The following is a 23,678-nucleotide window of genomic DNA, read 5'->3' as shown; positions in this document are numbered from 1 at the left end:
GTTAACCAGTTCGGACAGACAAAGACGGCCGTTTTTCCAACAAACTTATTGTGGTCAAATATAGACTTAGACTTGATATGTATAAGATTGAGCTGTCTTGTCTTGCACTAAATAAGCGGTTGCTTCTCGTTCAGGCAGGGCTTTGGAAAATAAGAAGCCTTGGGCTATATCACAGTCTAAATCCCGTAAATATTCTAATTGTTCTTCAGTCTCGATCCCTTCTGCAACCACGGTCATACCCATGGCTTTACCCATGGCCACCATAGCACTGACAATTGCTTCATGTTTGTTTTTTCCAATCTTAGAAACAAAACTGCGATCAATTTTTAAGGTATCGATTGGAAAATCAGCAAGATAGGAAAGGGATGAATAGCCTGTACCAAAATCATCCAGCGCAATATGAATATGTCGCTGTTTAATCTCGTTCAGCAGGTTTTTGACTGCTTCTGAATTTTCAATTAACGAAGATTCCGTAATTTCCAGTTCCAGACTGTTACCTGAAATCTGGTGGTCTGCAATGGCCTGATCCAGATCATCCAGCAACTGACCGCGACGCAACTGCTGGGCCACGACATTGACTGATACACAAATATGATTAAAGCCCAGATCATTCCATTGGCGAATCTGTTTAGCAGTCTGCTGAATGACCAGACGGCCAATATCTGAAATCAGGCTGGTTTGTTCGGCTAAAGGAATAAATAAATCGGGTGCAATAATTCCTTTTTCTGGATGGGCCCAGCGAATCAGCGCTTCAAAGCCATAAATGCTGTGATCACTGAAATTGATTTTTGGCTGATAATAGACAATCAGTTCATTATTCTGGATTGCTTTACGCAGATCCCGTTCCAGGAAGATTCCATTTTTCTGCAAGGCATCATTTTCACTTGAATAAAAATGAATGGTATTGCCGCCTAGGTTCTTGGCTTCTTTTAATGCCTGTTCAGCACAGTTATTTAAATAATCCAGCTGGCGGCCATGATCTGGATAAAATGCCACGCCCATAGACAGGGTAATTACATGATCCTGACCGTAAATATTAAACGCTTGGCTAAAGGCTTGGGCAATGCGTTCACAATGGTGCTGAACAGAAGGACGAATATGTGAAATTTCATAGAGAATGGCAAAATCATCACCATTCAGATGGGCAACAAACAATGCTTCTGCATTGGTCATGCGCAGGCGCTGTGCCACCTGACGTAAAAGTTCATCACCGCCATTATTGGACAGGTATTCATTCAACGGCCGGAAACGGTCGATATTAAGTCGAATCACAGCCATCTGCTTAAGAGAGTCTTTTTGTGAAACCAGATATTGGTGCAGCTGATAGTTATAATAGAAACGGTTGGGCAAATCGGTCAAGGTATCGTAATTTTCCAGATAGGACAGGCGCTGTTCCTGTAATTTGCGTTCAGTCAAATCCGATACGATGCCAATGTAATGGGTAATCCGGCCTTCATCATCGGTTACGGCATTGATATGCAGCCATAAGGTTGACTCTTTGCCTGACAGAAATTTTGCGTTGACCTCTCCATCATAAGAGCCAATTTTCTGGATCTGCTTGACGATGCTGGCTTGAAAAGCGCGTTGCTGGGATTTATTTTTCACCGCAATATCAAATAGGGATTTACCAATAATCTGATGCCGCTCAAAACCGCTCAGGTATTCGTAGTGAGGATTCACATCGATATAATCTAAATCAGGATTTAAAATGAAAATCCCTTCTGCGGCCTGTTCCAGTACACTGGCTACCAGCTTTAAACGCTCTTGAGACAGCCGTTCCTGTTGAATATCACGACGGATACCAACCATTCTTAAGGGTTTGTTATTGTTAGGGTCACGGCTGATTACCCGACCAATGTCATGTACCCAGCTCCAGCCACCTTCACTGAGCCTGATCCGGTAGGTAGCATCGTAGCGTTTAGTCTGACCGCGTAGGTGCTGTTTCATATTGCGTTTAAAATGGTCCAGATCATCCGGGTGGATCAGATGCTGTAATTGCAGATGATGATCTTTGGAATCACGCAGAATCTTTTCATCTTTATGATTGGTGAGGGTGATGTTGCGTGCTTGAATATTCCAGTCCCAAGGGCGGATACCGGCAATTTTATGTGCCAGTTCCAGATCTTGCTGCTTATTCTTCAGATCCTGATTGATCTGCTCGATATCATAGGTACGTTCCCGTACTTTCTGTTCCAGCAACTGATTGCTGAGCTGTAATTGAAGTTCAATATCTTTAGATTTATTGACTTCTGTTTTGAGTTGCTGACAAAGTTCATCTGTCCAGTGAATCTGCTGTTCTGCATTTTTTACCAGAATATCATTTTCTACATACAGACGTGATGTACGGCTATGTATGCGGTAACTGCTTGTTGCGCATAGTAAAATCACAATCATGGAAAAATTTAAAGCCAGTGCAAAGAAAGGATTGGAATCACCTGTCGGATAAATTTGCGACAGTAAAAAGGGCAGTAAAGACGGAAAAAATGCCAGACAGAAATAACTCAGTTTCTGGGTTAAATAGGTTAAACCGAAAGCTTGGGTAACAATCAGCAACAAGGCGGATAAGGTCAGTGCTTCAATATCGTTAAAGGCTGGGTTGGCTTGAGGCAAATAATAGTAAATGGTAAAAATACCTGCCGCGATACAGATCCCCACAGCCAGACTTTGAAACTGTAACCAGCGATGCGCATTCTTCTGGTTATAGTGCTCAGGTTTAAAGTACAGCGTACTCGCCAGCCAGCACATGCTGACAAGGAGCTCTGTCAGAATAAACCAGATATTAAAATAGGTATTAGAAGGTCTGTATTGAATGTGATAAATACAAAAAATATAAAGACAGATCACCATTATGCTGAGCAAAAAATAGCGACTATGACGCAGCGTGTTCGCAATCTGAGCATCATGTAGGTGCTGCTGAATATAATCGTCTGGATTATCAACCATGTGAGTCAATGCCTGTATTCATCCTATACGGTTTTCGTCCTTGTGCATTGTTATTATAAAAACCCCCAGGAAATGTGTGAAAATCAATTAATAAGTAGTTGTTATTCTTTAGTCGAGATTAGTTGTCTTAAAAATAAAAATCAACAAAATTAAAGACAAAATTTTACCTACCCGATGAACTAAAGTACATAATTTAAAATAGACAGGGCTACAACAGGGGCAGTTTCAGTACGCAGTACACGCTCGCCTATACACCAGTTACGAAAACCTTTGTGGTTGGCGGTGTTAATTTCCGCTTCACTGAGACCTCCTTCGGGACCAATCAATAAGGCAAGATCCAGGGTCGCATCTGCCAGTACATCTGTTTCATCTTTATTGGGTGCTAAAACCAGTTTGGTGTCTGGCAATTCATTTTCCAGCCATTTTTCCAGGGAAATGGGTGCTAAAATCTTGGGTACAATGTTTAGACCACACTGTTCACAAGCAGCAATAGCAACTCCTTGCCAGTGATCCAGTTTTTTCTGGTCGCGATCATACTTTAAACGCATTTCGCAACGTTCCGAAGTCAACAGCTGAATCTCGGATACGCCCAGTTCGACAGCTTTCTGAATTGCATAATCCATACGGTCGCCTTTGCTCATGACCTGACCGAGCAAAGCCTGAAACTTGGGCGTGCGATTAGCGGGATGGAATGCATTGACCGAGACCGTAGCTGATTTTTTAGCAACTTCAGTAAGGGTCACGTCATATTCGCCACCCTGTCCATTAAACAATGTTGCGGTTTCGCCCACTTGAGCGCGTAATACCTTCACCCAATGATGAAAAACGGTTTCTGTTAACTCGACCGCAGTATCAACATTTAAGTCTGCTTCAATATAAAAACGTGGCATGGGGTGATTACTCTCAGGTGGAACAAAACAGGACTGCATTGCTGTTTTCCCTCTTTGAATTTCTTCCAGAGAAAGAAAGAGTGGGGAAACTCAATGCAGCCTAGAAACTTATGCGAGACCTAAGTCTTTCACAAGCTGGCGTGTAGGATCAGTAGTATTCATGGTGTAAAAGTGCAGGCTTGGCGCCCCACCTGCAAGCAGGCGCTCACAGAATTTCACCACAACTTCATGGCCGAAGGCTTTAATACTGGCCGTGTCATCACCATAGGTAGCCAGTTGTTTACGAATCCAGCGTGGAATTTCAGCACCGGTACCATCAGCAAAACGAATCAGATTACTGGCATTGGTAATTGGCATGATGCCAGGGGCAACCGGAATATCGATTCCTGCTTTCTGGATACGATCTACAAAATAGAAATAAGCATCTGGATTGAAGAAGAACTGGGTTAATGCCGCATTGGCACCCGCATTGACTTTATCAATAAAGTGCTGAATGTCTTTGTCAAAGCTTTCAGCCTGTGGATGCATTTCCGGATAAGCTGCCACTTCAATCTTGAAATGATCACCTGAATGTTCACGGATAAAGCGGACCAGATCCTGTGCATAAGGTAATTCACCCAAACCGACCTGACCAGAAGGCAAGTCACCACGCAGGGCAACAATACGGTCAATACCTTGAGATTTGTACAGGTCTAGAAGTTCTGCAATACGTGCCTTATCATCGCCAATACAAGACAGGTGAGGGGCGACAGGTGCGCCTTTTCCATTAAAGTCATTGATGGTAGACAGGGTGCGTTCACGGGTCGAACCGCCAGCACCATAGGTCACAGAAAAGAATTCTGGATTTAAGAGTTGTAACTCTTGATGTACAAGCTTGAGTTTTTCCGCGCCTACATCAGTTTTGGTTGGGAAGAATTCAAATGAAATTGGAATCTGTTTAGACATGTTCAAATCCTTTTTTTATAAATACTTGTAATTTTGGATTGCCCTCATCCTAACCTTCTCCCAAAGGGAGAAGGGACTTCCATTATGATAGTTAAGGTCTTTAAGGCTTACCCTCTAACTATTTTCACAATAGAAGTTTCCCTCTCCTTTTAGGAGAGGGCTAGGGAGAGGTAAAACAAAAATTAGTATTTATAAGCATCCGACTTGAATGGGCCTTCAACTTGAACGCCCAAGTAATCCGCTTGTTCTTGAGTCAGTTGAGTCAAGACACCACCGAAACCAGCAACCATCGCAGCAGCCACTTCTTCATCTAATTTCTTAGGAAGAAGTTCTACACGAATTTGTGCAGCTTTTTCAGATTCTGGAAGGTCAGCAAATTTCTCAGCGAATAAATGCATTTGGCCCAATACCTGGTTGGCAAATGAACCATCCATAATGCGTGATGGATGACCAGTCGCATTACCAAGGTTTACCAAACGGCCTTCAGAAAGAAGAATCAGGTAATCATTTTCATTTTCTGAACGATACACTTGGTGTACTTGAGGTTTAACTTCAACCCACTTATAGCCACGTAGGTAAGCTGTATCAATTTCAGTATCGAAGTGACCGATATTACATACAACAGCACCCGCTTTTAATGAATCAAGCATTGCTGAATCACAAACGTGGTAGTTACCCGTAGTCGTTACGATCAGGTCAGTGTTTTGAAGAAGATCAATATTGATGTCTTCTTTCTTGCCAGTTTGCACGCCATTTTTGTATGGAGATACAACTTCATAACCGTCCATACATGCTTGCATTGCACAGATTGGGTCAACTTCAGTTACGCGTACAATCATGCCTTCTTGACGAAGGGATTGAGCAGAACCTTTACCTACGTCACCGTAACCGATTACCAGCGCACGACGGCCAGATAAAAGCATATCTGTACCACGTTTGATTGCATCATTTAGTGAATGGCGGCAACCGTATTTGTTGTCGTTTTTAGACTTGGTTACTGAATCGTTTACGTTGATTGCAGGAACTTTTAAAGTGCCATCACGAAGCATTTCGTACAGACGTTGAACACCTGTCGTTGTTTCTTCAGTTACACCGTGAATTTTTGCAATCACTTCTGGGTATTTTTCGTGAACAAGTAGCGTTAAGTCACCGCCATCGTCAAGAATCATGTTGGCATCCCAAGGTTTGCCATTTACATTGATTTGTTGTTCAAGACACCACATGTATTCTTCTTCAGTTTCGCCTTTCCAGGCAAATACAGGAATGCCCGCAGCAGCGATAGCAGCAGCAGCATGGTCTTGAGTAGAGAAAATGTTACATGAAGTCCAGCGAACTTCAGCGCCTAATTCAACCAGTGTTTCAATAAGAACAGCAGTTTGAATGGTCATATGGATACAGCCGAGAATTTTCGCGCCTGCCAGTGGTTTTGCTGCTGAGTAGCGTTTACGCAGACCCATTAGGGCTGGCATTTCAGCTTCAGCAAGTTTAATTTCTTTACGGCCGTAATCAGCAAGTGAAATATCAGCAACTTTGTAATCTGTAAATGAAGCAGTAACCGCGTTCATCAGGATCTCCTAGGAAAAAATAGATTGGATCGTTCTGTTCGCGGATGCCGTTGTTGATCAGAACGAATGTCTGACCGATGGTCGAGCCTAGCGATTTTACATTTAGTGCCTGTAAAACGTCGCAGCATCCCTCGACTAGCGCAGTATTGTACTTGGAATCTAAACATGAGCCAAGTTGAAAAAGATAATATTATTTATTTTCTGTATTTTGAGCTTTTAATTGATCAAAAGCCTATCAATATAAATACGGTAAATTAAATGTTTTCTTTTAAGATTCTTCTGCATCATGTAGGAGGGAGTATGAGAGTTAAATAAAAAGCCTATCATTTGACGGGCTTTTCGTTTTATTTAGCTTCTTGCTCAGCAGCATCCGCTTTTTGGGTCCAGAACTCAGCTAGTTCCTCATCGCCATCTACACCTAAACCATTGGCATAAATAAAAGCAAGATCGCGCATGGCCTGAACTTCACCCCATTCCGCAGCCTGTTTCACTAAAGAAATTGATTTCTCTACATCTTTTTCAATCACATCACCGCGACGGTAGAAACCCGCCAGCTCTAAAGTCGCAGCAGGGTGCTTCTCGATATTGGCCTTGCTTAACCAGTAATAGGCTAACTCAAAGTGAGCTTTGGATTCTTCCGGATCTTCTTCTGCCAATTCTTTGGCATAAACGGTATAACCTTCACCTAACCAGTACATTGCATCCACCAGCCCGCCGTTGGCAGCTTTCAACGCCCATTCTTCAGCAAGAATGATGTCATCATCATGCTCGCTTTGCATATACAGTTCAGCCAGTTCAAATTGCGCTTCAGCATTGCCGGCTAAGGCAAGATTAGTCAAGGCAGCAGGGGGAGAAACACGCTGGGTCATATCAACATCTCAAAAATATTGTGCGTAGACTAAAAGGTTTAAAGCAAAAAAGCCAATCCGAAGGCCAGCTTTTTAAAGAGATTGGTCAATCAAATGATTAGATCAAGCAAATAATCCCTGAGATCGAAGCGATGAACACACAGAACATTACGATCACTTTAATTTTACTTGCCAGATAGCTCAGACTTAAACCGACCACCAGTGCTGCAAAAGTTAGACTACCCAGCCAGTAACTGATCATATTGCTGGCAAATCCTGTTAACAGACACAGAATCAGGGCAATTATGAGCAATACCCAACCCAGAATAGTCGCAAGTTGTGTTTTTTTAGGGTTGAGTTCTGTGTCAAAAATCTGTTTTTGATGTTTGGACATCGACATTGCAAGTGCAAAGAAACCCAGTGAAGTTAAAGCCCAAATCAATAAGAAGAACATCATGCCTGCTTCTCCTTGAGAGCAGCCTTGGCTTTTTTAGAGGGTAAGCCTTTATGGTTTTTCACTTTTTTAAATGAAAACCAGAACAAGATCGCAAGCACCCACATCGCCAGATCAAAAGAAGTAATGACCCATTGACCATGCATAATGGTGTTCCAGATCGCTTGACCACCCGTCATAAAGTTCACAATTGGCAGCAAGGCAAATGCAGCAGTGGCGAGCAGTAATAGTTCCAGCCAGGCCTGATGATGAGTGCGAATCATGGCATACAGTAAAGTCAGCAACCAGACAATAAAGAAGCTACGAATTTCCCAGTTCAGACGCATGTCCATGTCTGCCGGAATAAAACGGTTGGCATAAAAATAGGCAGCACAGGCAATCGGTAAACCAATAATGGCAGCGATATTGGTGACTTCAACCACGCGATAGCCAAAGGATTTATAGCCTTGCTTCTGTTGCTGTGGTGCACGTTTAACACACCATAGAATCAAACCAGTCGCAATCATCAAGGTGCCGACCACACCTGACATGAACAATAACCAGCGTAAAGCCAGATCCACGCCACGTGCTTTATGCAATGTGGTGAATACATTATAAATACCATTTGCAACCGAAGGTGTTTTCAGTGTGGTTTGATCCGACTTTAATTCACCTGTTACGCCATTGAAAGCAAGGCTCGGATAAACATTGCGATAAGCTACGCTGACTCCGTTTAAAGCACGAAGTTCAATTTCAGCTTTTACGGTATTTGGCTGGATGATAGTTATCGTACCCACTGGATTATTTTTCCATTCTTTTTCGGCTATTGCCAAGATCGGAGTCAAATCGGTTAATGGTGCAGGAGGTGCAGCTTGCATTTCATCACGAGAGTGGCGACCTGTACCACGTGCAGACATTTCACCGCGCTCGTCACGATTTTCTCTCTCAGCTTGCGGTCGACGTTCTTTACTCTCACTACGGCCTTCACGGGATTCAGCTTGAATACTGGTGTTCTGAATCAAACTTTTACGTTGATCTTGAAGGAAAGCACCACGATTTTCATAAATCTGGTTTACGCCCCAAGGCATCAGGGTAAAGAGCAATAGTAATAAACCACTGAAGGTAATCATGATATGAAAGGGCAGGGCAAATACCGCAGTAGCATTATGTGCATCCAGCCAGGAACGCTGACCTTTGCCGGGACGAAAAGTAAAAAAATCCTTGAAAATTTTCTTATGGGTAATTACACCGCTGATGATTGCCACCAGCATGAGCAGGGTCGCAATGCCGACAATCCAGCGCCCCCAGATCCTTGGCAAACCATACAATTCAAAATGGAAGCGGTATAGGAAGGAGCCACCGCGTGTTTCACGCGCTTGCAAAACTTCGCCCGTGGCGCTGTCAATCGTCACGCGGGTACCGCCACGACGGGCACGCGGATCTTCGCCGGTACTACGAATAGTCAGGGTGGTGGTATTTTGGCGTGTGGTAGGAAGCTGGATCGCCCAGCTGCCAGCATTCCGATGGTGCTGTTGCAGATAAGCCAGTGCCACACGGGTTTGTTCGATTTGAGTCTTTGGTGGAACTGACTGATGAAATTCTGGTTTCATCCAGACGGTAATTTCGTTCTGGAAAAAACTTAAGGTTCCCGTTAAAAATATCGCATATAAAAGCCAGCCTAAAATCAGACTGGCCCAAGTATGCAACCATGCCATCGACTGGCGCGGCCCTTCGGGTTTTGCATCTATTCTCATTTTAATTTCCTAAAAGCTTATAGGCGATATAGAGCAAAACACCGGGAATCGCGATCCCGAGCGTAGCTTTGAGCGTTTTATTCACCATAAATACCCAAATAAATGCAGCGGTATTCAAGCTAAAGCCAATCAGGGTCGCGGACATGGCAGCACTGCTTCCACTGTCGATAAAAAGTTGGGCAATCACGATCGTTGCCAGTGTAGCCAGTAGATAACCGCCCACACCCGCCAGAATAAAGCGATATAAAATCATCCCACGGTAAGCCTGCATATTGGCTTTGACTTTATTTTTGCTTGATGGTTTCGGTGCAGTGACTGTTTCAGTCGCTATAGCTTGCATATTCGGACTATTCATCATCGAAAATTCTGTCTGTATACTTAAGAAAGTTATTTTATGAGAATGATAACAATTATTGTTTAGATTTTAAATATAGGTTGCTGAACTATTTATATGAAAAATAAGTAAAACTGGAAGTTGGGTTAAAAAGAGAGAAGGGAATAGAGTTAAAATAGATCAAAATATAAGGCTTAAAAATAAAAACAGCGGCTCGAGGGCCGCTGTCTACACTTCATTTATTCACGATTAGTCTTGCTGAATACCTGCAACCACCCAGTCCTGATTTGAACCTGCTGGTTTGGTGAAATGCCAGATTTCTGCGAACGGTTGCGGCAAGCTGTTTAAGTCTTCGCTTACCGTACCGGTAAAGCGTACGCTGACAATATACTGGCCATTGTCAGTCGATGAGTCGACGACCGTCGCATTCAGATTTGAAAACTCGGCAACATCCTGATCCTGATTGCTCATGATGTCGTTATACATTGACTGATAAAGATCAGGAGTCAGATAACGCTGAATTTCAGAAATGTTGCTTGCTGTATTCATGGACTGAATATGGTTAAAACGCTGACGCGCTACACGCAAGAATGCAGCAGGTTCAGTACCATCCGGTAACTGGCTGCCACTTTGGGTATAAGCTGCACCAAAAGGCGCATTATTTACCGGAGCGGAACCAAGCGGAGCATTATTGCTTGACGTTTGACCACCCACGTTCTGGCCAAAAATATTGGTACTGTCACCACCGCGAGGTGCAGTCGGTGCCTGACCAAAAGGTGCTGTATTACCAGCACCGCTATTTGGTGCAAAAGGGTTAGAAGCTACTTTTTTTTTTGCGCTCATTTTACGGAAAATGAAGAAGGCAACAGCAGCAGCAAGAAGGATCCAGATCCAGCCCGGAATACCACCTTTTTCCTCTTCTGCTTGAGCAGCCTGAGCTTCAGATGCTGCTACACTTTGATCATCCGCCAAGGCATTGGCAGCAACTGCACCAATCGCAGCACCGGCTACACCCGCGGCCACCATACCGCCGACACCCGGACCAGATTTTTGCTGGGTTGCAGCACCGGCAACTGGCGCTTGTTGAGCAGGCGCAGTTTGACGAGGTTGTTGATAAGATTGAGTAGGTTGTGCAGAACGTTGCATGCCGTGACTTTTACCGCCACCGGCACGTTTTGCTTCAGCTGCAAAAGGCGCAACCAATAAAACTGCTGTCAAGAGACCTGTGATCAAACCGCGCTGTCGAACTTCCATTCATTTTTCCTATGAGAATAAAACCTGTTTGTACAGTCTATTTATATAGGCTTTGTGTGGAATTTCAATCAAAAATCTGTATTTTTTTGCTCTTTGTACCAAATAGGCCAGTTTACAGTTAGTTGAGTTCATCACTCAGCGCCATCGCCTCGCTTAAGGCTTCATGTAAACGCGCAACTGCAATAATTTGCACGCCTTCAATGGGTTTTTGCGGTGCATTGCCGCGAGGGACAATAATATATTTAAACCCATGTTTAATCGCTTCTTTTAGGCGTTCCTGGCCGTTCGGCACAGGACGAATCTCTCCAGACAGGCCGACTTCACCAAAAACCGCCAGCTGTTGCGGTAAGGCTTTGCCACGAATGCTGGAGGCGCAGGCGAGAAGTACCGCCAGATCCGAACCGGTTTCGGTGATTTTCAACCCACCGACGATATTGACATAAACATCCTGGCCGGAGGTTTGCACACCACCATGCCGATGCATGACTGCAAGGAGCATATTCAAGCGATTCTGATCCAGGCCAAGCGCTACACGTCTTGGTTGGCCATGTGCATCATCGACCAGTGCCTGAACTTCAACTAGGAGCGGGCGCGTACCTTCCCGGCTGATCATAACAATTGAGCCTGGAATGGCTTCATCATAACGGCTTAAAAAGATGGCTGAAGGATTAGATACTTCGCGTAGACCTTTGTCGGTCATGCCGAACACACCGAGTTCATTAACCGCACCAAAACGGTTTTTGACCGCTCGGATCATTCGGTAACGTGAATCCGACTGGCCTTCAAAATACAGCACACAGTCGACCATATGTTCCAGTACACGTGGGCCGGCCAGTGCGCCTTCTTTGGTCACATGACCGACCAGAAACAAAGACGTGCCGCTATTTTTGGCAAAACGGGTCAACAGGGCCGCTGATTCACGAATCTGTGATACACCACCCGGTGCAGACTGCAAGGTTTCGGTATACAAGGTTTGGATCGAGTCCAGGATTGCCACCGCAGGACGTTGCTGGGCCAGCACTTCACAAATACGTTCGACGCAGGTTTCTGCCATGACTTTGAGCTGGTCGGTCGGCAGATCCAGACGCTGGGCACGTAAAGCCACCTGAGACAAGGATTCCTCACCTGTCACATACAGGGCCGGATTTTTGGCAGATGCCATGTGCGTGGCTGTTTGTAGCAAGATGGTAGATTTACCAATCCCGGGATCACCGCCGATCAGGACCACCGAACCGGTCACCAGTCCGCCACCCAAGACCCGGTCAAATTCGCTGATACCCGTCGGAAGACGGGTTTCATGAGAGACTGAGACCTGATTTAAGGTAGTAATGCTAGACGCCTGGCCGGCGTATCCACCACCAATTTTTGGCTGGGCGCGATGCGTCACTGCCGGTGCAATGGCCACCTCAACCAGGCTGTTCCATTCCCCGCATTCAGAACACTGCCCCGACCATTTGGGATGATCGGCACCACATTGTTCACAACGATACACACTTTTTGCTTTAGCCATATTTGAAGATGAAGCGATTGAAATTGAGTGACAGCATAGCGGTGAATGCTATCGAAAACCAAGCCTTTCACCTGAAAAATCATGGTTTTTACGACAAGGTTTGTCGCTTTTATTTATGCTGATTTGAATACTGTGCGGTAACGCCGTCTATAATGCCCGTCTTGTTATGCTGGAATGGAACAGATCTTGTCACAATTGCTGAAATATATTGATGCGATCGCACGTGAAAAAAACCGTGATGTGTTATTTGTGCATTTTGATCATTATATACATCCAGATCGGAACGCAGACTCGGTTCGCCAAATGTTGATCGGCTGGCTAGAGCAACAGGGGATTGCCTATATGCCGTGTTTAGGTCTGGATCAAACCGTCCATAGTGAAATCTACCTGGGTGGGCTTTATCTGGATGTACCTTTTGATCTGCATCATAAAACCTATCAAAAACTGAGTGGATATCTGGAAGATGAACAGGGCAATATGAAAATTGAAGGCATTCAGTTCTTTGTTTTATCTTTAGGACTGGCACTGGAGCTTGAATCTGAGCGGGACAAGCTCGCCTGTAGTGGTTTACGTTGCTAAAATTTCATAATGAAAAATGGGAAAACTGAAGTATAAAAAAGCCACGATTTACGTGGCTTTTTTATATGTGAATTGAGTATTTACACAACTTATCTATTAATACAGCTCACCAGATTTACGTTTTGCAATGAAGTCTTTCGATTCTTTGACAATGACACCAGACAGTAATAATAATGCGATTAAGTTCGGCACCGCCATGAGGCCGTTAAAGGTATCGGCGAATAGCCAGACCAGATCCAGTGTTGCAATGCAGCCGATAAACACTGAGGCAATATAAATAATGCGATAGGGCAAAACGAATTTTTCGCCAAGTAAATAGCTGGTACATTTTTCGCCATAGTAGCTCCAGCCCAAAATGGTGGAATAAGCGAAGAAAATGATCCCGAAAGTAACCACCCAGCCACCAATACCGGGTAGCAGCTTGTCGAATACACCGATGGTCAATACGGCACCGGTTTGGCCTCCGAATGAATTGCCTGCCATGATATAGCCCATGACCAGAACAATACCAGTGATTGAACAGACAATAATAGTGTCAATAAACGTACCGGTCATAGACACTAGACCTTGACGGGCCGGATGATCAGTTTTTGCTGCTGCGGCCGCAATTGGCGCAGAACCCATACCCGCTTCGTTGGAGAATACGCCACGTGCTACACCATAACGAATCGCCGCACCAATTGCACCGCCTACTGCAGCCTCTCCAGTAAAGGCATAGGTAAAGATGATTTTAAGCGCAGGAACGACCAGTTCGAGATTATTAAAAATAATAATTAATCCCCCTGCCACATAGCCTATAGCCATAATAGGAACAATCAGTGATGCTGCTCTGGAAATTGATTTAATCCCGCCCAAAATCACCAGTGCCGAAAAAGCGGTAATAATAATACCTGTCATCCAGGTTTCGATGCCCAAGCTGTTTTGCACTGCCAATGCTACGGTATTGGACTGTACGGAGCTACCAATACCAAAAGAGGCGATTGCCCCGAAAAAAGCAAAAATCAGCGCCAGCCATTTCCATTTCAGTCCGCGTTCGATGTAGTACATCGGGCCACCGGACATTTCACCTTTCTCATTTTTAATTCGGTATTTGACTGCCAGAACACCTTCACCGTATTTGGTCGCCATACCAAAAAGGGCAGTCATCCACATCCAGAACACAGCCCCTGGACCACCAAGAACACAGGCAGTGGCCACGCCGGCAATATTACCGGTACCAATCGTGGCAGAAAGTGCGGTCATGAGTGAAGCAAATTGGGAAATATCACCTGCGTGGTCTGGATGCTTGCCAAAGACCTGTTTAAAAGCCAGTGGCAACATGCGGAACTGCCAGAACAATAAACGGAAGGTGAGGAATACCCCGGTACCGACAATCAGTACCAGCATATAAGGACCCCAGACCCAACCGCTTAAAGTTTCCATTAAACTTTGTAAATTTTGCATAAAATTCTTCTTATTGATCCATGTTTGCGTCGTTCGAGATATTGATTAAAAAGCAATTGCTATGCCAGATGCCTTCATCCTGAGTGCATAAAATGGCTGAATAGTGTTCCATTTTTTACATAATTTTAGGGGTTTGACAAGAAATTACTGAAATCTTGCAGGTCGAAAATAAGGTAGAAATGGGTTTGGAGGGCGATATAAGAAAAATAAATTAACTTCTTCAATTAATCAGGAAATACAAATGATGTGATTTTTATTTTTGTATTCAGCATTTTTTACGTTAATTTGTCGCAAGTAAAATTCGAAGTTGTAATTAATAATGTCAGAAAACTATAACAATTCGTCGGCGGAGCACGATGAATTAAAGCGGAGTCTATCCAACCGGCACCTACAGCTAATTGCCATTGGGGGTGCCATCGGAACCGGCCTATTTATGGGATCGGGTAAAACCATCAGTCTCGCAGGACCTTCGATTCTGGTGATCTATATGATCATCGGTTTTATGGTCTTTCTGGTGATGCGTGCACTGGGCGAACTGTTACTTTCCAATCTGCAATATAAATCATTTATTGATTTTGCCACGGATCTGATTGGGCCTTGGGCCGGATACTTTGTTGGCTGGACCTACTGGCTGTGCTGGATCACCATCGGGATCGCAGATCTGTCCGCCATCATTTACTATCTGCAATTCTTTAATAATGGCTTGCCCTTTAGTCCTGAAGAGGGGGTAATGATCAGTATTGCCTCGATTGTGTTTATCATAGGCCTGAATCTGGTCACGGTAAAACTGTTTGGTGAAATGGAATTCTGGTTTGCCCTGGTCAAGATTATTGCCATTGTGGTGCTGATTGCCGTCGGCCTCTGGATGATCTTTACCGGATTCACTTCTGATGCTGGAACGGTCGCTTCATTTAGTCATATCTGGGATCATGGTGGGATATTCCCTACAGGTGCCATGGGCTTCCTTGCCGGTTTCCAGATTGCCATCTTTGCCTTTGTCGGGGTGGAGCTGGTGGGGACTACTGCGGCTGAAACCAAAGATCCAGAAAAGAACCTGCCAAAAGCGGTGAATTCTATTCCGATCCGTATCATTATTTTCTATGTTTTGGCATTGCTGATTGTGATGTCAGTGACACCCTGGAACCAGATTGACCCGAATGTTTCGCCCTTTGTAAACCTGTTCAGTCAGGCTGGCATTGCAGCGGCTGCGATTATCATGAATCTGGTGGTGTTGTCCTCGGTAATGTCATCAATGAACAGTGGCGTATTCTCGACCAGTCGTATGCTGTTTGGCCTGTCACGTGAAAAGCAGGCACCGGTGGCTTTTGGTCGCCTGAACCGTCGTGCGGTCCCTGCCAACGCCCTGTATTTCTCAGCGGTATGTTTGTTGCTGGGAGCAGCACTGCAGTATTTTGTTCCAAATACTGTCCGGGCATTTACCTTGGCCACGACTTTGTCCACGATTCTGTTTATCTGTGTCTGGATCATTATTATCTGGAGCTATATCGTGTATTACAAAACACGTCCGGAACTGCATGCCAAATCAACCTTTAAGTTGCCGGGCGGTCTGGTGACATGCTGGATGGTAATTATCTTCTTTCTCAGCATGATTGTGGTCTTGGCGCTGGAAGAAGATACCCGCCAGGCCCTAATGGTCAGCCCGATCTGGTTTATTTTGCTAGTCATTGGCTATTTTGGCTTCTATAAACAGAAACATAAATAAACCTTATCAATAAAAACGTCAGCGATCTGCTGGCGTTTTTTTTTGTCTAAAGATACTCTCTAGCGTTTAACGCTTGGGTCATGCCGAATGATCGCGTTATACTTCATCGAAACTATTACATTAGGTGGTCAGATGCGCCAAGTCATTTGCTACATCAGTATCTTAGCGACAGGTCTCGTTCTTGCAGGTTGTGGACAGTCAGGTGCTTTGCACTTGCCAAATGATCCGAATTACGACAAGCGGGCCAAGTATCTGTTATACAAAAATACTGAAAATGAGTCCAAAGCGTCCGATGAAGAACGCGAGATACCCATGCCACAACAGTTTGCTGTGCCTGCCGATTCAGACGTTAAAACCACACCATAACGCTTTCACAGAAAGGATACCTTCATGAGTTTCACCCGCATTAATGGGGTATTGCACGCTGAGCAATGTTCATTACAACAGCTCGCGGAGCAATTTGGCACACCACTCTACGTTTATTCCAAAGCCACTCTGGAAAAACATTTTTTAGATATGGACCGTGCTTTTAACTTTATCGATCATCAAATCTGTTTTGCGGTAAAGTCCAACTCTAATCTTGCGGTATTGAATGTATTGGCAAAGCAAGGTGCAGGTTTTGATATTGTGACCGGTGGTGAATTGGCCCGTGTGCTAAAAGCCGGTGGTGATGCATCGAAAATTGTATTCTCCGGTTTGGGTAAAACTGAAGCAGATATCAAAAAAGCTTTGGAAGTCGGGATTGCGTGTTTCAACGTGGAATCCTATGCCGAGCTGGATCGTATTCAAAAGGTGGCGGCTGAATTGAATGTCAAAGCACCGATTTCATTGCGCGTGAATCCGGATGTGGATGCCAAAACCCATCCTTATATTTCAACCGGCTTAAAAGAAAATAAATTCGGTATTCCATCGGATAGCGTGTTTGAAACCTATCAATATGCGGCGTCATTGCCAAATCTGGATGTGGTCGGAATTGACTGCCATATCGGTTCACAGCTGACCGAAACCCAGCCATTTGTGGATGCACTGGAGCGGGTGATTGTCATGATTGAGCAGTTAAAAGAGCTGGGCATCCATCTTAAACACATTGATATCGGTGGCGGTCTGGGCGTGACGTATAAAGATGAGACCCCGCCGTCGGTTGAAGAATATGCCAACGCACTGCGTCCAGCTTTAGAAAAACTGGGCTTGAAGGTGTATATGGAGCCGGGACGCAGTATTTCTGCCAATGCGGGGGTGCTACTGACCAAAGTGGATCTGCTGAAGCCAACCAGTCACCGCAACTTCGCGATTATTGATGCAGCGATGAATGACCTGATTCGTCCAGCTTTGTATGAAGCATGGATGGACATTCAACCTGTTAGGCCGCGTACTGATGTCGAAAGCAAAGAATGGGATGTTGTGGGTGCCATCTGTGAAACTGGTGATTTCCTGGGTAAAGAGCGCGAGCTTGCGATCAAGGAAAATGATGTGCTGGCAGTGCTTGGTGCGGGTGCATACGGCTTTGTCATGAGTTCAAACTATAACAGCCGTGGCCGTGCTGCTGAGGTGATGGTCGACGCCGATCAGGCGCATCTGATTCGTGAACGTGAAACGATTGAATCCCTCTGGGAACGTGAGCGTTTATTGCCTTAAGGAGTAAATCAGAATGTTATTAGAATTTACCAAGATGCATGGCTTGGGCAATGACTTTATGGTAGTGGACCTGATCAGCCAGCGTGCTTATCTGGATACCCTGACGATTCAACGCCTGGCCAACCGTCACTTTGGGGTTGGTTTTGATCAGTTATTGATCGTTGAGCCGCCTGATATTCCGAGTGCAGACTTTAAATACCGGATTTTTAATGCTGATGGTTCGGAAGTGGAACAATGTGGCAACGGTGTGCGCTGTTTTGCCAAGTTTGTGCATGATCGGCAGTTGACCGCCAAAACCAAAATCAAGGTACAAACCAAGTCAGGTATTGTAGTACCAGAATTGGGCGCGAATGGCTGGGTGCGTGTGAATATGGGCTATCCAAAATTCCTGCCGCAGGAAATTCCATTTGTGGCTGATGCACCGGAAAGCCTGTATGACATCGATCTTGCCGACGGTGAAAAGCTGACGATTGATGTGGTGAATATGGGTAATCCGCATGCGGTGACGATTGTACCGGATGTGATTACTGCAGATGTCGCACGTATTGGTCCGCAGGTCGAGTCCCATGCGCGTTTCCCGGCACGGGTCAATGCCGGATTTATGCAGATTATTGATGAGAAACAGGCACGTTTACGTGTATATGAACGTGGTGTAGGCGAGACCTTGGCCTGTGGTACAGGTGCCTGTGCAGCCGCAGTGTCTGGTATGCGCCGTGGTCTGCTGTCGAGCAAAGTCGAAATCGAACTTGCAGGTGGAAAGTTGCAGATTGAGTGGAAAGAAGGTGATGTGGTCTGGATGACTGGACCAACGGCTACCGTGTATGAAGGTCGTCTGGATTTACGTTATTTCCAGAGCTAGATTTCGTGCCGCTTGAGAAAAAGCACTGTCTGATCGATGGTGCTTTTTTTATGCTAGGATGGGAAAAACCGTAGAATTTGAATGAGATGAATAAGCTTGTTTTCCTGCCAGGTGCTTCAGGAAGCCAGCACTTTTGGCAGCCATTAAGAGCAGCATTAACCGAATATACAGATCAGCAAGTCATTGCCTATCCAGGCTTTGATGGTGTAGCACCAAATTTAGCTATTCAAAACCTGCATGATCTGCAAGAATTCGTGAAAAAGCAAATTGAAGATGATTCCATTCTGATTGCCCAGTCTATGGGCGGGGTCTTGGCCATTGGGTTGGCACTTAAGCATCCACAGAAAGTCAAAGGGTTGGTATTGTTGGCGACATCTGGTGGTCTGAATTTAAAAACATTTCATTGTGCAGACTGGCGAACAGATTATCGTGAACTGTTTAAAACAGCGCCGGACTGGTTTGAACAAGACCAAACTGAATTTAGCCGCCTTCAGCTCGCAAGTCTGGACGTTCCGATCTTGCTGATCTGGGGCGATCATGATCCTTTAAGCACTGTTCAGCTTGGACAATACTTGGCAGGAATTTTTAAAAATGCAAAATTGCATATTATTAAAGGTGGAGATCATTTCTTTGCTAGCACTCATGCAGATCAGGTTGCAATGCTGATTCAAGATTATCTGGAGCAACTCTAAATGGAGCAAGCAGTGATTGTCCCACCTCAACTCTTGCTCAACATGTGGCTGAAAGAACGTGAAATTCAAAACCAGTCCAAACATACCTTGCAAGCTTATGGGCGTGATGTCTCGGATTTTTTAGAGTTTTGCCAGCGTGAACAGCTCAATTTAAACGATGTGGAAGCCACCGATTTACGCCAGTTTCTGGCTGAGAAAGTCGAACAGCATCAACTGAGTCCCAGCAGCATGCAACGTATGCTTTCAGCCATTCGCCAGTTTATGAAATGGGCCGAGCAGGCTCAGCATATGGCTTTTAATCCTGCGGATGATTTTCAGTTAAAACGTCAATCGCGCCCTTTGCCGGGCATGGTGGATATTGAAACCGTTAACCAGATTATTGATCAGCCTGCGCCTGACAATGAAATACAGCAGCAAATGTGGCTCCGGGACAAAGCGATTTTGGAATTGCTTTATTCGAGTGGGTTGCGTCTGGCAGAACTGCAAAGCCTGAGAATTAAAGATATTGATTTCAACCGGCAGTTATTACGCATTACTGGTAAAGGCAATAAGACCCGGATTGTGCCTTTTGGCTCCAAGGCCAAAGACAGCGTGATGGCCTGGTTGCAAGTCTATCCCTTATGGAATGGTGATTTTGTGCCGGAGGCGAACGTATTTATTACCCAGAAAGGCAATCCGCTCGGTGCAAGACAGATTGAGAATCGGGTCAAATTTCAGGCGCAGCGTGCAGGCGTCAATGTGGATCTGCATCCGCATTTGTTAAGACATTGTTTCGCGAGTCACATGTTGTCGAATAGCCGGGACTTACGCGCCGTGCAGGAAATGCTGGGACACTGCAATTTAACCACTACGCAAATTTATACCCATGTCGATTTTGATCATCTGGCTCAAATTTATGATCAGGCTCATCCGCGTGCGCAACATAAAGAAGATTGATCATGTGCCAGGTTTTGAGGAATAGAGATCATAAAAAATGTATTTTTGGCATAAAACTTTCATATATAAACCTTAAAATAGAATTCAACTGAACATTGGCGTTGGGATGGGCATTTCACTATTGTCTTATTCGTTAAATGCGCCATTTCAGGTATAACAATAAATACTATTTAATATTTAAAATGAAATATTACTGAGCAGAGTCTCAGTATTTGACCGATGGGAGGCAATATGGACACACTGGTAATTGCGGACATAGAACAAAAATATGCACAGTTAAGTGAGGCTCAAAAAGAAATGTTTGCCGGTTATGGTTTGCGGCAAATCAAGCATTTTGTGGACATTAGCTTACCCAATCTTGAAGCGACTTTGCCTGAAGGTGCCATTATTCAAGGCATTAATGCCGATGGTAAAGTTCAGGCATTTAACGCGAGCACCGGACAATACTATTTATGGATTTCTGACCTGCAATGGCAATTGTCGAATCGTGCGACCCAGGCAGTCGACTTAAAAGAAGATGCAGTTGCGATTTGGCAAATTTTTGAGTTGGCTAACTATGAACTGGTGGATTTAAGCCATGTACATCGTGATTTTTTGGCACAAGAAACTCATTAAATGTTCCAACAGCTACCATAATATAAAAAATTAAGACTCGGGCTGTATTCTGGTTTTGCTCAAGAGGAGTGGGTTGTCTTTAAGCATATAAGCCCAGGCAACCTCACTTTTATCTTTTAATAAAACTTGCAGCTTAGTTAATTTCAGTCCAGCTCAGGGTTGAAGATACTGTTCAGAATTAAAATTAAACCTATGCCAGCGTCGCTACTTATAATGAATTCTTTTATAGATCTTCTAAAGGCAGCTGGAAACTCTGTTTGATAATCTGGCTGGGTAAATCCGTTTTGACACTGGTAATGCCATTTTTTTTGGTCAGATGGGTCGACTGGAATTTCCGGTAACTTTCCAGATCAGGCACCACGACTTTCAGCATCGCATCACTTTCCCCCAGAATAATGTAGCACTCCATCACTTGCGGCAGTTCTTTCATTGCTTCAATAAAAGTGTCAATGGTTTCGGCATCCTGACCGACCAGCCAGATGCGCGAAAATAGGATCAACTGAAACCCAATTTTTTGTTGATCAACGATAGTGGTGTAATTCTGAATGACACCTGCATCTTCCAGTAATTTTACCCGGCGCAAACAGGATGATGGTGAAAGTCCGATTTCCCGTGCCAGATCATTATTCTGAATACGGCCGTTGGCTTGTAAGTAACGAATGATATTTTTATCAATCCGATCAAGTTTTACCCGCACAGACTTGGTGGATATTTTCATAAATTAGAATAATATTCGAAAAATGAAACTTATTATAGAATAAAAAGAAAGCCAATTTTATAAAAAATCACAGATACTTATTGCATTTTCTGGAGTTTGAAAGGAAAAGGAAATGTCTGTATTTGTACTCTTTGCACTGACCGTGCTTCCCCTGGTTTTTACGCCTGGACCCGATATGTTGTTTATCCTGTCTCAAGTGATGGGTAAAGATGCAAAAGCAGGCATGATGGCAACCGTAGGAGTGTGTTGCGGTTATCTGGTGCATTCGATCCTGGTAGCGCTAGGTATTGCCGCCATCATTGTTTCTTTTCCTGTACTGTTTGAAACCATTCGCTGGCTCGGGATCGCGTATCTGTTGTATCTGGCTTTTGGTTTGCTTAAATCGGTATTCAGTAAAAATGCGCTAAATATTGAGAAAAAAACTTCGCCCAATCCGATTCAAAAAGGATTTTTTACTGCCCTGTTAAATCCAAAAGGCATGCTAATCTATTTTGCAATTTTACCGCAGTTTATTGATAAGTCGGCCAATACAGTGAGCCAGGGTTTGATTCTTTCTTTTATTTTTATCAGTCTTATTTTTGTGGTGTATTGTGGCTTAAGTATTCTATTCAGCAAAATCAGCCAGAAAACTCAAATAGATGAACGTAAACAAAAATGGGTGGATGGAACTTCTGGTGGTTTACTGGCACTTGCAGCAAGCTGGCTCATCATCAATTAATTGGATCCCGAAAAGCATACTGTTCGCAGTATGCTTTTTTATGATTGAGAAAATTTGAAAAGAAGTAATTACTTTTGTCAGAGTCGGATGAATGTACTGGTTTATTATTTATTCAATTTGTCTATATATTGGGTTTAATTCGCTCTCAATAAGATTTCTGTCTAAAGTGACAAAAGCTGACCTATCTATATTCCGGCTGTTTTGCTTCAAGCGCCTTTAAATCAATTTAAATTTAAAATCATCAATCAAAACTTCTGATGTGATTAATCAGATAAAAAAATAATATAAATCAATGGTTAAATTTTAAGTAAATATCGATAAATTTCATTGTAATAAAACGATAACAATTAATTGTGAACGCATCGTTCAGGGAAAATTACGCATTTTTACAGCTCTTTGTTGAATTGTGACTTGACCGAAATGCCGTACACATTGCAAGATAGGGCACCTAAAAAAATTTAAGTGAAGAGTTACACTAACTTTTCTCAACATTTACATTTGCTAAAACAGCCGAGGATTACATGAAGGCTCTTGTTGCTGTAAAACGTGTGGTTGATGCCAACGTTAAAGTTCGTGTTAAACCGGACAACAGTGGTGTTGACTTAACTAACGTTAAAATGTCAATTAATCCATTCTGTGAAATCGCAGTGGAAGAAGCGGTTCGTTTAAAAGAAAAAGGAACTGTTTCAGAAATCATTGTTGTTTCTATTGGTCCTAAAGAAGCTCAAGAACAAATCCGTTCTGCAATGGCGCTTGGTGCTGACCGCGGTATTCTGGTTGAAGCTGATGACAGCCAACTAGGTGCGCTGGAAGTCGCTAAAATTCTGAAAGGCGTTGTTGATGCTGAGCAACCACAATTGATCCTTCTAGGCAAGCAAGCGATTGATGACGACTCTAATCAGGTTGGTCAGATGCTGGGTGCTTTATTGGGTGCAGGTCAGGGTACATTCGCTTCTGAAGTGAAAGTAGACGGCGATAAAGTACAAGTAACACGTGAAATTGACGGTGGTTTACAAACTGTTGAGCTGACACTTCCAGCAATCATTACCACTGACTTGCGTTTGAATGAGCCACGTTATGCGGCACTTCCAAACATCATGAAAGCGCGTAAAAAACCGCTTGATACCAAGTCACCTGCAGATTTCGGTGTAACCACTACAACTAAACTGAAAACAGTGAAAGTTGAATCTCCTGCAGAGCGTAAAGCTGGCGTACAAGTGAAGTCTGTAGACGAACTTGTAGAAAAATTGAAAAACGAAGCGAAAGTGATCTAATACAGAAGGA

The 23,678-nt window shown here is 44.0% G+C and carries 22 protein-coding genes; 10 read left to right on the top strand and 12 right to left on the bottom strand.

All coding sequences use genetic code 11. The features are described 5' to 3' along the window. Window positions 1-66 precede the first annotated feature (66 nt). From VXP95_RS07380 to radA, 10 genes are all read right to left on the bottom strand, one after another. On the bottom strand, window positions 67-2,943 hold the full coding sequence (locus VXP95_RS07380; RefSeq protein ID WP_416711781.1) for an EAL domain-containing protein: 2,877 nt from the start codon (window positions 2,941-2,943) through the stop codon (window positions 67-69). 179 nt (window positions 2,944-3,122) lie between these two features. Then, on the bottom strand, window positions 3,123-3,833 hold the full coding sequence (locus VXP95_RS07375; protein WP_416711780.1) for a 16S rRNA (uracil(1498)-N(3))-methyltransferase: 711 nt from the start codon (window positions 3,831-3,833) through the stop codon (window positions 3,123-3,125). 108 nt (window positions 3,834-3,941) lie between these two features. After that, window positions 3,942-4,778 carry a methylenetetrahydrofolate reductase [NAD(P)H] gene (gene metF / locus VXP95_RS07370; protein ID WP_416711779.1) on the bottom strand — a complete coding sequence of 279 codons (837 nt, stop codon included), beginning with the start codon at window positions 4,776-4,778 and terminating at the stop codon, window positions 3,942-3,944. Window positions 4,779-4,960: 182 nt separating this feature from the next. Further along, complete coding sequence (ahcY, locus tag VXP95_RS07365; RefSeq protein WP_416711778.1) at window positions 4,961-6,343, bottom strand: adenosylhomocysteinase; 1,383 nt, start codon at window positions 6,341-6,343, stop codon at window positions 4,961-4,963. Window positions 6,344-6,687: 344 nt separating this feature from the next. Continuing rightward, the gene (locus tag VXP95_RS07360) at window positions 6,688-7,212 is read right to left on the bottom strand and encodes a tetratricopeptide repeat protein (protein ID WP_213687532.1); all 525 of its coding nucleotides are present in this window, start codon (window positions 7,210-7,212) and stop codon (window positions 6,688-6,690) included. A gap of 97 nt (window positions 7,213-7,309) precedes the next feature. After that, on the bottom strand, window positions 7,310-7,648 hold the full coding sequence (locus VXP95_RS07355; RefSeq protein ID WP_005103916.1) for a DUF3325 domain-containing protein: 339 nt from the start codon (window positions 7,646-7,648) through the stop codon (window positions 7,310-7,312). After that, window positions 7,645-9,378, bottom strand: a complete 1,734-nt coding sequence (locus VXP95_RS07350; protein WP_416711777.1) for a PepSY-associated TM helix domain-containing protein — start codon at window positions 9,376-9,378, stop codon at window positions 7,645-7,647. Before VXP95_RS07350 ends, VXP95_RS07355 begins: the two co-directional genes overlap by 4 nt. A gap of 1 nt (window position 9,379) precedes the next feature. Then, window positions 9,380-9,736, bottom strand: a complete 357-nt coding sequence (locus VXP95_RS07345) for a hypothetical protein (protein ID WP_416680787.1) — start codon at window positions 9,734-9,736, stop codon at window positions 9,380-9,382. A gap of 225 nt (window positions 9,737-9,961) precedes the next feature. Beyond that, a complete protein-coding gene (locus tag VXP95_RS07340; RefSeq protein WP_416711776.1) occupies window positions 9,962-10,966 on the bottom strand; it encodes a Tim44 domain-containing protein in 1,005 nt (334 codons plus the stop codon). 118 nt (window positions 10,967-11,084) lie between these two features. Then, window positions 11,085-12,476 carry a DNA repair protein RadA gene (gene radA, locus VXP95_RS07335; protein WP_416711775.1) on the bottom strand — a complete coding sequence of 464 codons (1,392 nt, stop codon included), beginning with the start codon at window positions 12,474-12,476 and terminating at the stop codon, window positions 11,085-11,087. 174 nt (window positions 12,477-12,650) lie between these two features. On the opposite strand from radA, the gene VXP95_RS07330 reads away from it, so the two are divergent. Continuing rightward, on the top strand, window positions 12,651-13,055 hold the full coding sequence (locus tag VXP95_RS07330) for a hypothetical protein (RefSeq protein WP_416711774.1): 405 nt from the start codon (window positions 12,651-12,653) through the stop codon (window positions 13,053-13,055). A gap of 96 nt (window positions 13,056-13,151) precedes the next feature. Here VXP95_RS07330 and VXP95_RS07325 read toward each other — a convergent pair whose 3' ends face one another. After that, window positions 13,152-14,498 carry an alanine/glycine:cation symporter family protein gene (locus VXP95_RS07325; RefSeq protein ID WP_064102830.1) on the bottom strand — a complete coding sequence of 449 codons (1,347 nt, stop codon included), beginning with the start codon at window positions 14,496-14,498 and terminating at the stop codon, window positions 13,152-13,154. Between the two features lie 319 nt (window positions 14,499-14,817). Here VXP95_RS07325 and VXP95_RS07320 point away from each other — a divergent pair, with 319 nt between their 5' ends. The 7 genes from VXP95_RS07320 (at window position 14,818) to VXP95_RS07290 (ending at window position 20,958) form a co-directional block, all read left to right on the top strand. Then, the gene (locus VXP95_RS07320) at window positions 14,818-16,221 is read left to right on the top strand and encodes an amino acid permease (RefSeq protein WP_064102829.1); all 1,404 of its coding nucleotides are present in this window, start codon (window positions 14,818-14,820) and stop codon (window positions 16,219-16,221) included. Window positions 16,222-16,353: 132 nt separating this feature from the next. After that, entirely contained in the window at window positions 16,354-16,587 is a 234-nt protein-coding gene (gene lptM, locus VXP95_RS07315; RefSeq protein WP_416711792.1) for an LPS translocon maturation chaperone LptM, read from the top strand. 24 nt (window positions 16,588-16,611) lie between these two features. Next, entirely contained in the window at window positions 16,612-17,856 is a 1,245-nt protein-coding gene (gene lysA, locus VXP95_RS07310) for a diaminopimelate decarboxylase (RefSeq protein ID WP_416711773.1), read from the top strand. 13 nt (window positions 17,857-17,869) lie between these two features. Then, the gene (gene dapF, locus VXP95_RS07305; RefSeq protein WP_416705849.1) at window positions 17,870-18,715 is read left to right on the top strand and encodes a diaminopimelate epimerase; all 846 of its coding nucleotides are present in this window, start codon (window positions 17,870-17,872) and stop codon (window positions 18,713-18,715) included. 86 nt (window positions 18,716-18,801) lie between these two features. Next, window positions 18,802-19,407, top strand: a complete 606-nt coding sequence (locus VXP95_RS07300) for an alpha/beta fold hydrolase (protein ID WP_064096290.1) — start codon at window positions 18,802-18,804, stop codon at window positions 19,405-19,407. Then, a complete protein-coding gene (gene xerA, locus VXP95_RS07295; protein ID WP_416711772.1) occupies window positions 19,408-20,343 on the top strand; it encodes a site-specific tyrosine recombinase/integron integrase in 936 nt (311 codons plus the stop codon). It begins immediately after the preceding gene. A 231-nt stretch (window positions 20,344-20,574) separates the two neighbouring features. Next, a complete protein-coding gene (locus VXP95_RS07290; RefSeq protein WP_064096288.1) occupies window positions 20,575-20,958 on the top strand; it encodes a hypothetical protein in 384 nt (127 codons plus the stop codon). A 223-nt stretch (window positions 20,959-21,181) separates the two neighbouring features. On the opposite strand, the gene VXP95_RS07285 is transcribed toward VXP95_RS07290, so the two are convergent. Beyond that, window positions 21,182-21,676 carry an Lrp/AsnC family transcriptional regulator gene (locus tag VXP95_RS07285; protein WP_064096287.1) on the bottom strand — a complete coding sequence of 165 codons (495 nt, stop codon included), beginning with the start codon at window positions 21,674-21,676 and terminating at the stop codon, window positions 21,182-21,184. Between the two features lie 112 nt (window positions 21,677-21,788). On the opposite strand from VXP95_RS07285, the gene VXP95_RS07280 reads away from it, so the two are divergent. Continuing rightward, a complete protein-coding gene (locus VXP95_RS07280; RefSeq protein ID WP_416711771.1) occupies window positions 21,789-22,394 on the top strand; it encodes a LysE family translocator in 606 nt (201 codons plus the stop codon). 521 nt (window positions 22,395-22,915) lie between these two features. After that, window positions 22,916-23,668, top strand: coding sequence for an electron transfer flavoprotein subunit beta/FixA family protein (locus VXP95_RS07275; RefSeq protein ID WP_064096285.1), 753 nt, complete (start codon window positions 22,916-22,918; stop codon window positions 23,666-23,668). Window positions 23,669-23,678: the final 10 nt, after the last annotated feature.

The sequence above is a fragment of the Acinetobacter sp. 226 genome (assembly GCF_048147925.1).
GTDB classification, from domain to species: Bacteria; Pseudomonadota; Gammaproteobacteria; order Pseudomonadales; family Moraxellaceae; genus Acinetobacter; species Acinetobacter pecorum.
The sequence above is the reverse complement of the archived record's forward strand: the minus strand, read 5'-3'. Positions and strand labels throughout refer to the sequence as shown.

What these genes read in the sequence shown, in the direction of transcription:
- VXP95_RS07380 (WP_416711781.1), bottom strand. Translation starts at nt 2,943, where the DNA reads ATGGTTGATAATCCAGACGATTATATTCAGCAGCACCTACATGATGCT.
- VXP95_RS07375 (WP_416711780.1), bottom strand. Translation starts at nt 3,833, where the DNA reads ATGCCACGTTTTTATATTGAAGCAGACTTAAATGTTGATACTGCGGTC.
- metF (WP_416711779.1), bottom strand. Translation starts at nt 4,778, where the DNA reads ATGTCTAAACAGATTCCAATTTCATTTGAATTCTTCCCAACCAAAACT.
- ahcY (WP_416711778.1), bottom strand. Translation starts at nt 6,343, where the DNA reads ATGAACGCGGTTACTGCTTCATTTACAGATTACAAAGTTGCTGATATT.
- VXP95_RS07360 (WP_213687532.1), bottom strand. Translation starts at nt 7,212, where the DNA reads ATGACCCAGCGTGTTTCTCCCCCTGCTGCCTTGACTAATCTTGCCTTA.
- VXP95_RS07355 (WP_005103916.1), bottom strand. Translation starts at nt 7,648, where the DNA reads ATGATGTTCTTCTTATTGATTTGGGCTTTAACTTCACTGGGTTTCTTT.
- VXP95_RS07350 (WP_416711777.1), bottom strand. Translation starts at nt 9,378, where the DNA reads ATGAGAATAGATGCAAAACCCGAAGGGCCGCGCCAGTCGATGGCATGG.
- VXP95_RS07345 (WP_416680787.1), bottom strand. Translation starts at nt 9,736, where the DNA reads ATGATGAATAGTCCGAATATGCAAGCTATAGCGACTGAAACAGTCACT.
- VXP95_RS07340 (WP_416711776.1), bottom strand. Translation starts at nt 10,966, where the DNA reads ATGGAAGTTCGACAGCGCGGTTTGATCACAGGTCTCTTGACAGCAGTT.
- radA (WP_416711775.1), bottom strand. Translation starts at nt 12,476, where the DNA reads ATGGCTAAAGCAAAAAGTGTGTATCGTTGTGAACAATGTGGTGCCGAT.
- VXP95_RS07330 (WP_416711774.1), top strand. Translation starts at nt 12,651, where the DNA reads ATGGAACAGATCTTGTCACAATTGCTGAAATATATTGATGCGATCGCA.
- VXP95_RS07325 (WP_064102830.1), bottom strand. Translation starts at nt 14,498, where the DNA reads ATGCAAAATTTACAAAGTTTAATGGAAACTTTAAGCGGTTGGGTCTGG.
- VXP95_RS07320 (WP_064102829.1), top strand. Translation starts at nt 14,818, where the DNA reads ATGTCAGAAAACTATAACAATTCGTCGGCGGAGCACGATGAATTAAAG.
- lptM (WP_416711792.1), top strand. Translation starts at nt 16,354, where the DNA reads ATGCGCCAAGTCATTTGCTACATCAGTATCTTAGCGACAGGTCTCGTT.
- lysA (WP_416711773.1), top strand. Translation starts at nt 16,612, where the DNA reads ATGAGTTTCACCCGCATTAATGGGGTATTGCACGCTGAGCAATGTTCA.
- dapF (WP_416705849.1), top strand. Translation starts at nt 17,870, where the DNA reads ATGTTATTAGAATTTACCAAGATGCATGGCTTGGGCAATGACTTTATG.
- VXP95_RS07300 (WP_064096290.1), top strand. Translation starts at nt 18,802, where the DNA reads ATGAATAAGCTTGTTTTCCTGCCAGGTGCTTCAGGAAGCCAGCACTTT.
- xerA (WP_416711772.1), top strand. Translation starts at nt 19,408, where the DNA reads ATGGAGCAAGCAGTGATTGTCCCACCTCAACTCTTGCTCAACATGTGG.
- VXP95_RS07290 (WP_064096288.1), top strand. Translation starts at nt 20,575, where the DNA reads ATGGACACACTGGTAATTGCGGACATAGAACAAAAATATGCACAGTTA.
- VXP95_RS07285 (WP_064096287.1), bottom strand. Translation starts at nt 21,676, where the DNA reads ATGAAAATATCCACCAAGTCTGTGCGGGTAAAACTTGATCGGATTGAT.
- VXP95_RS07280 (WP_416711771.1), top strand. Translation starts at nt 21,789, where the DNA reads ATGTCTGTATTTGTACTCTTTGCACTGACCGTGCTTCCCCTGGTTTTT.
- VXP95_RS07275 (WP_064096285.1), top strand. Translation starts at nt 22,916, where the DNA reads ATGAAGGCTCTTGTTGCTGTAAAACGTGTGGTTGATGCCAACGTTAAA.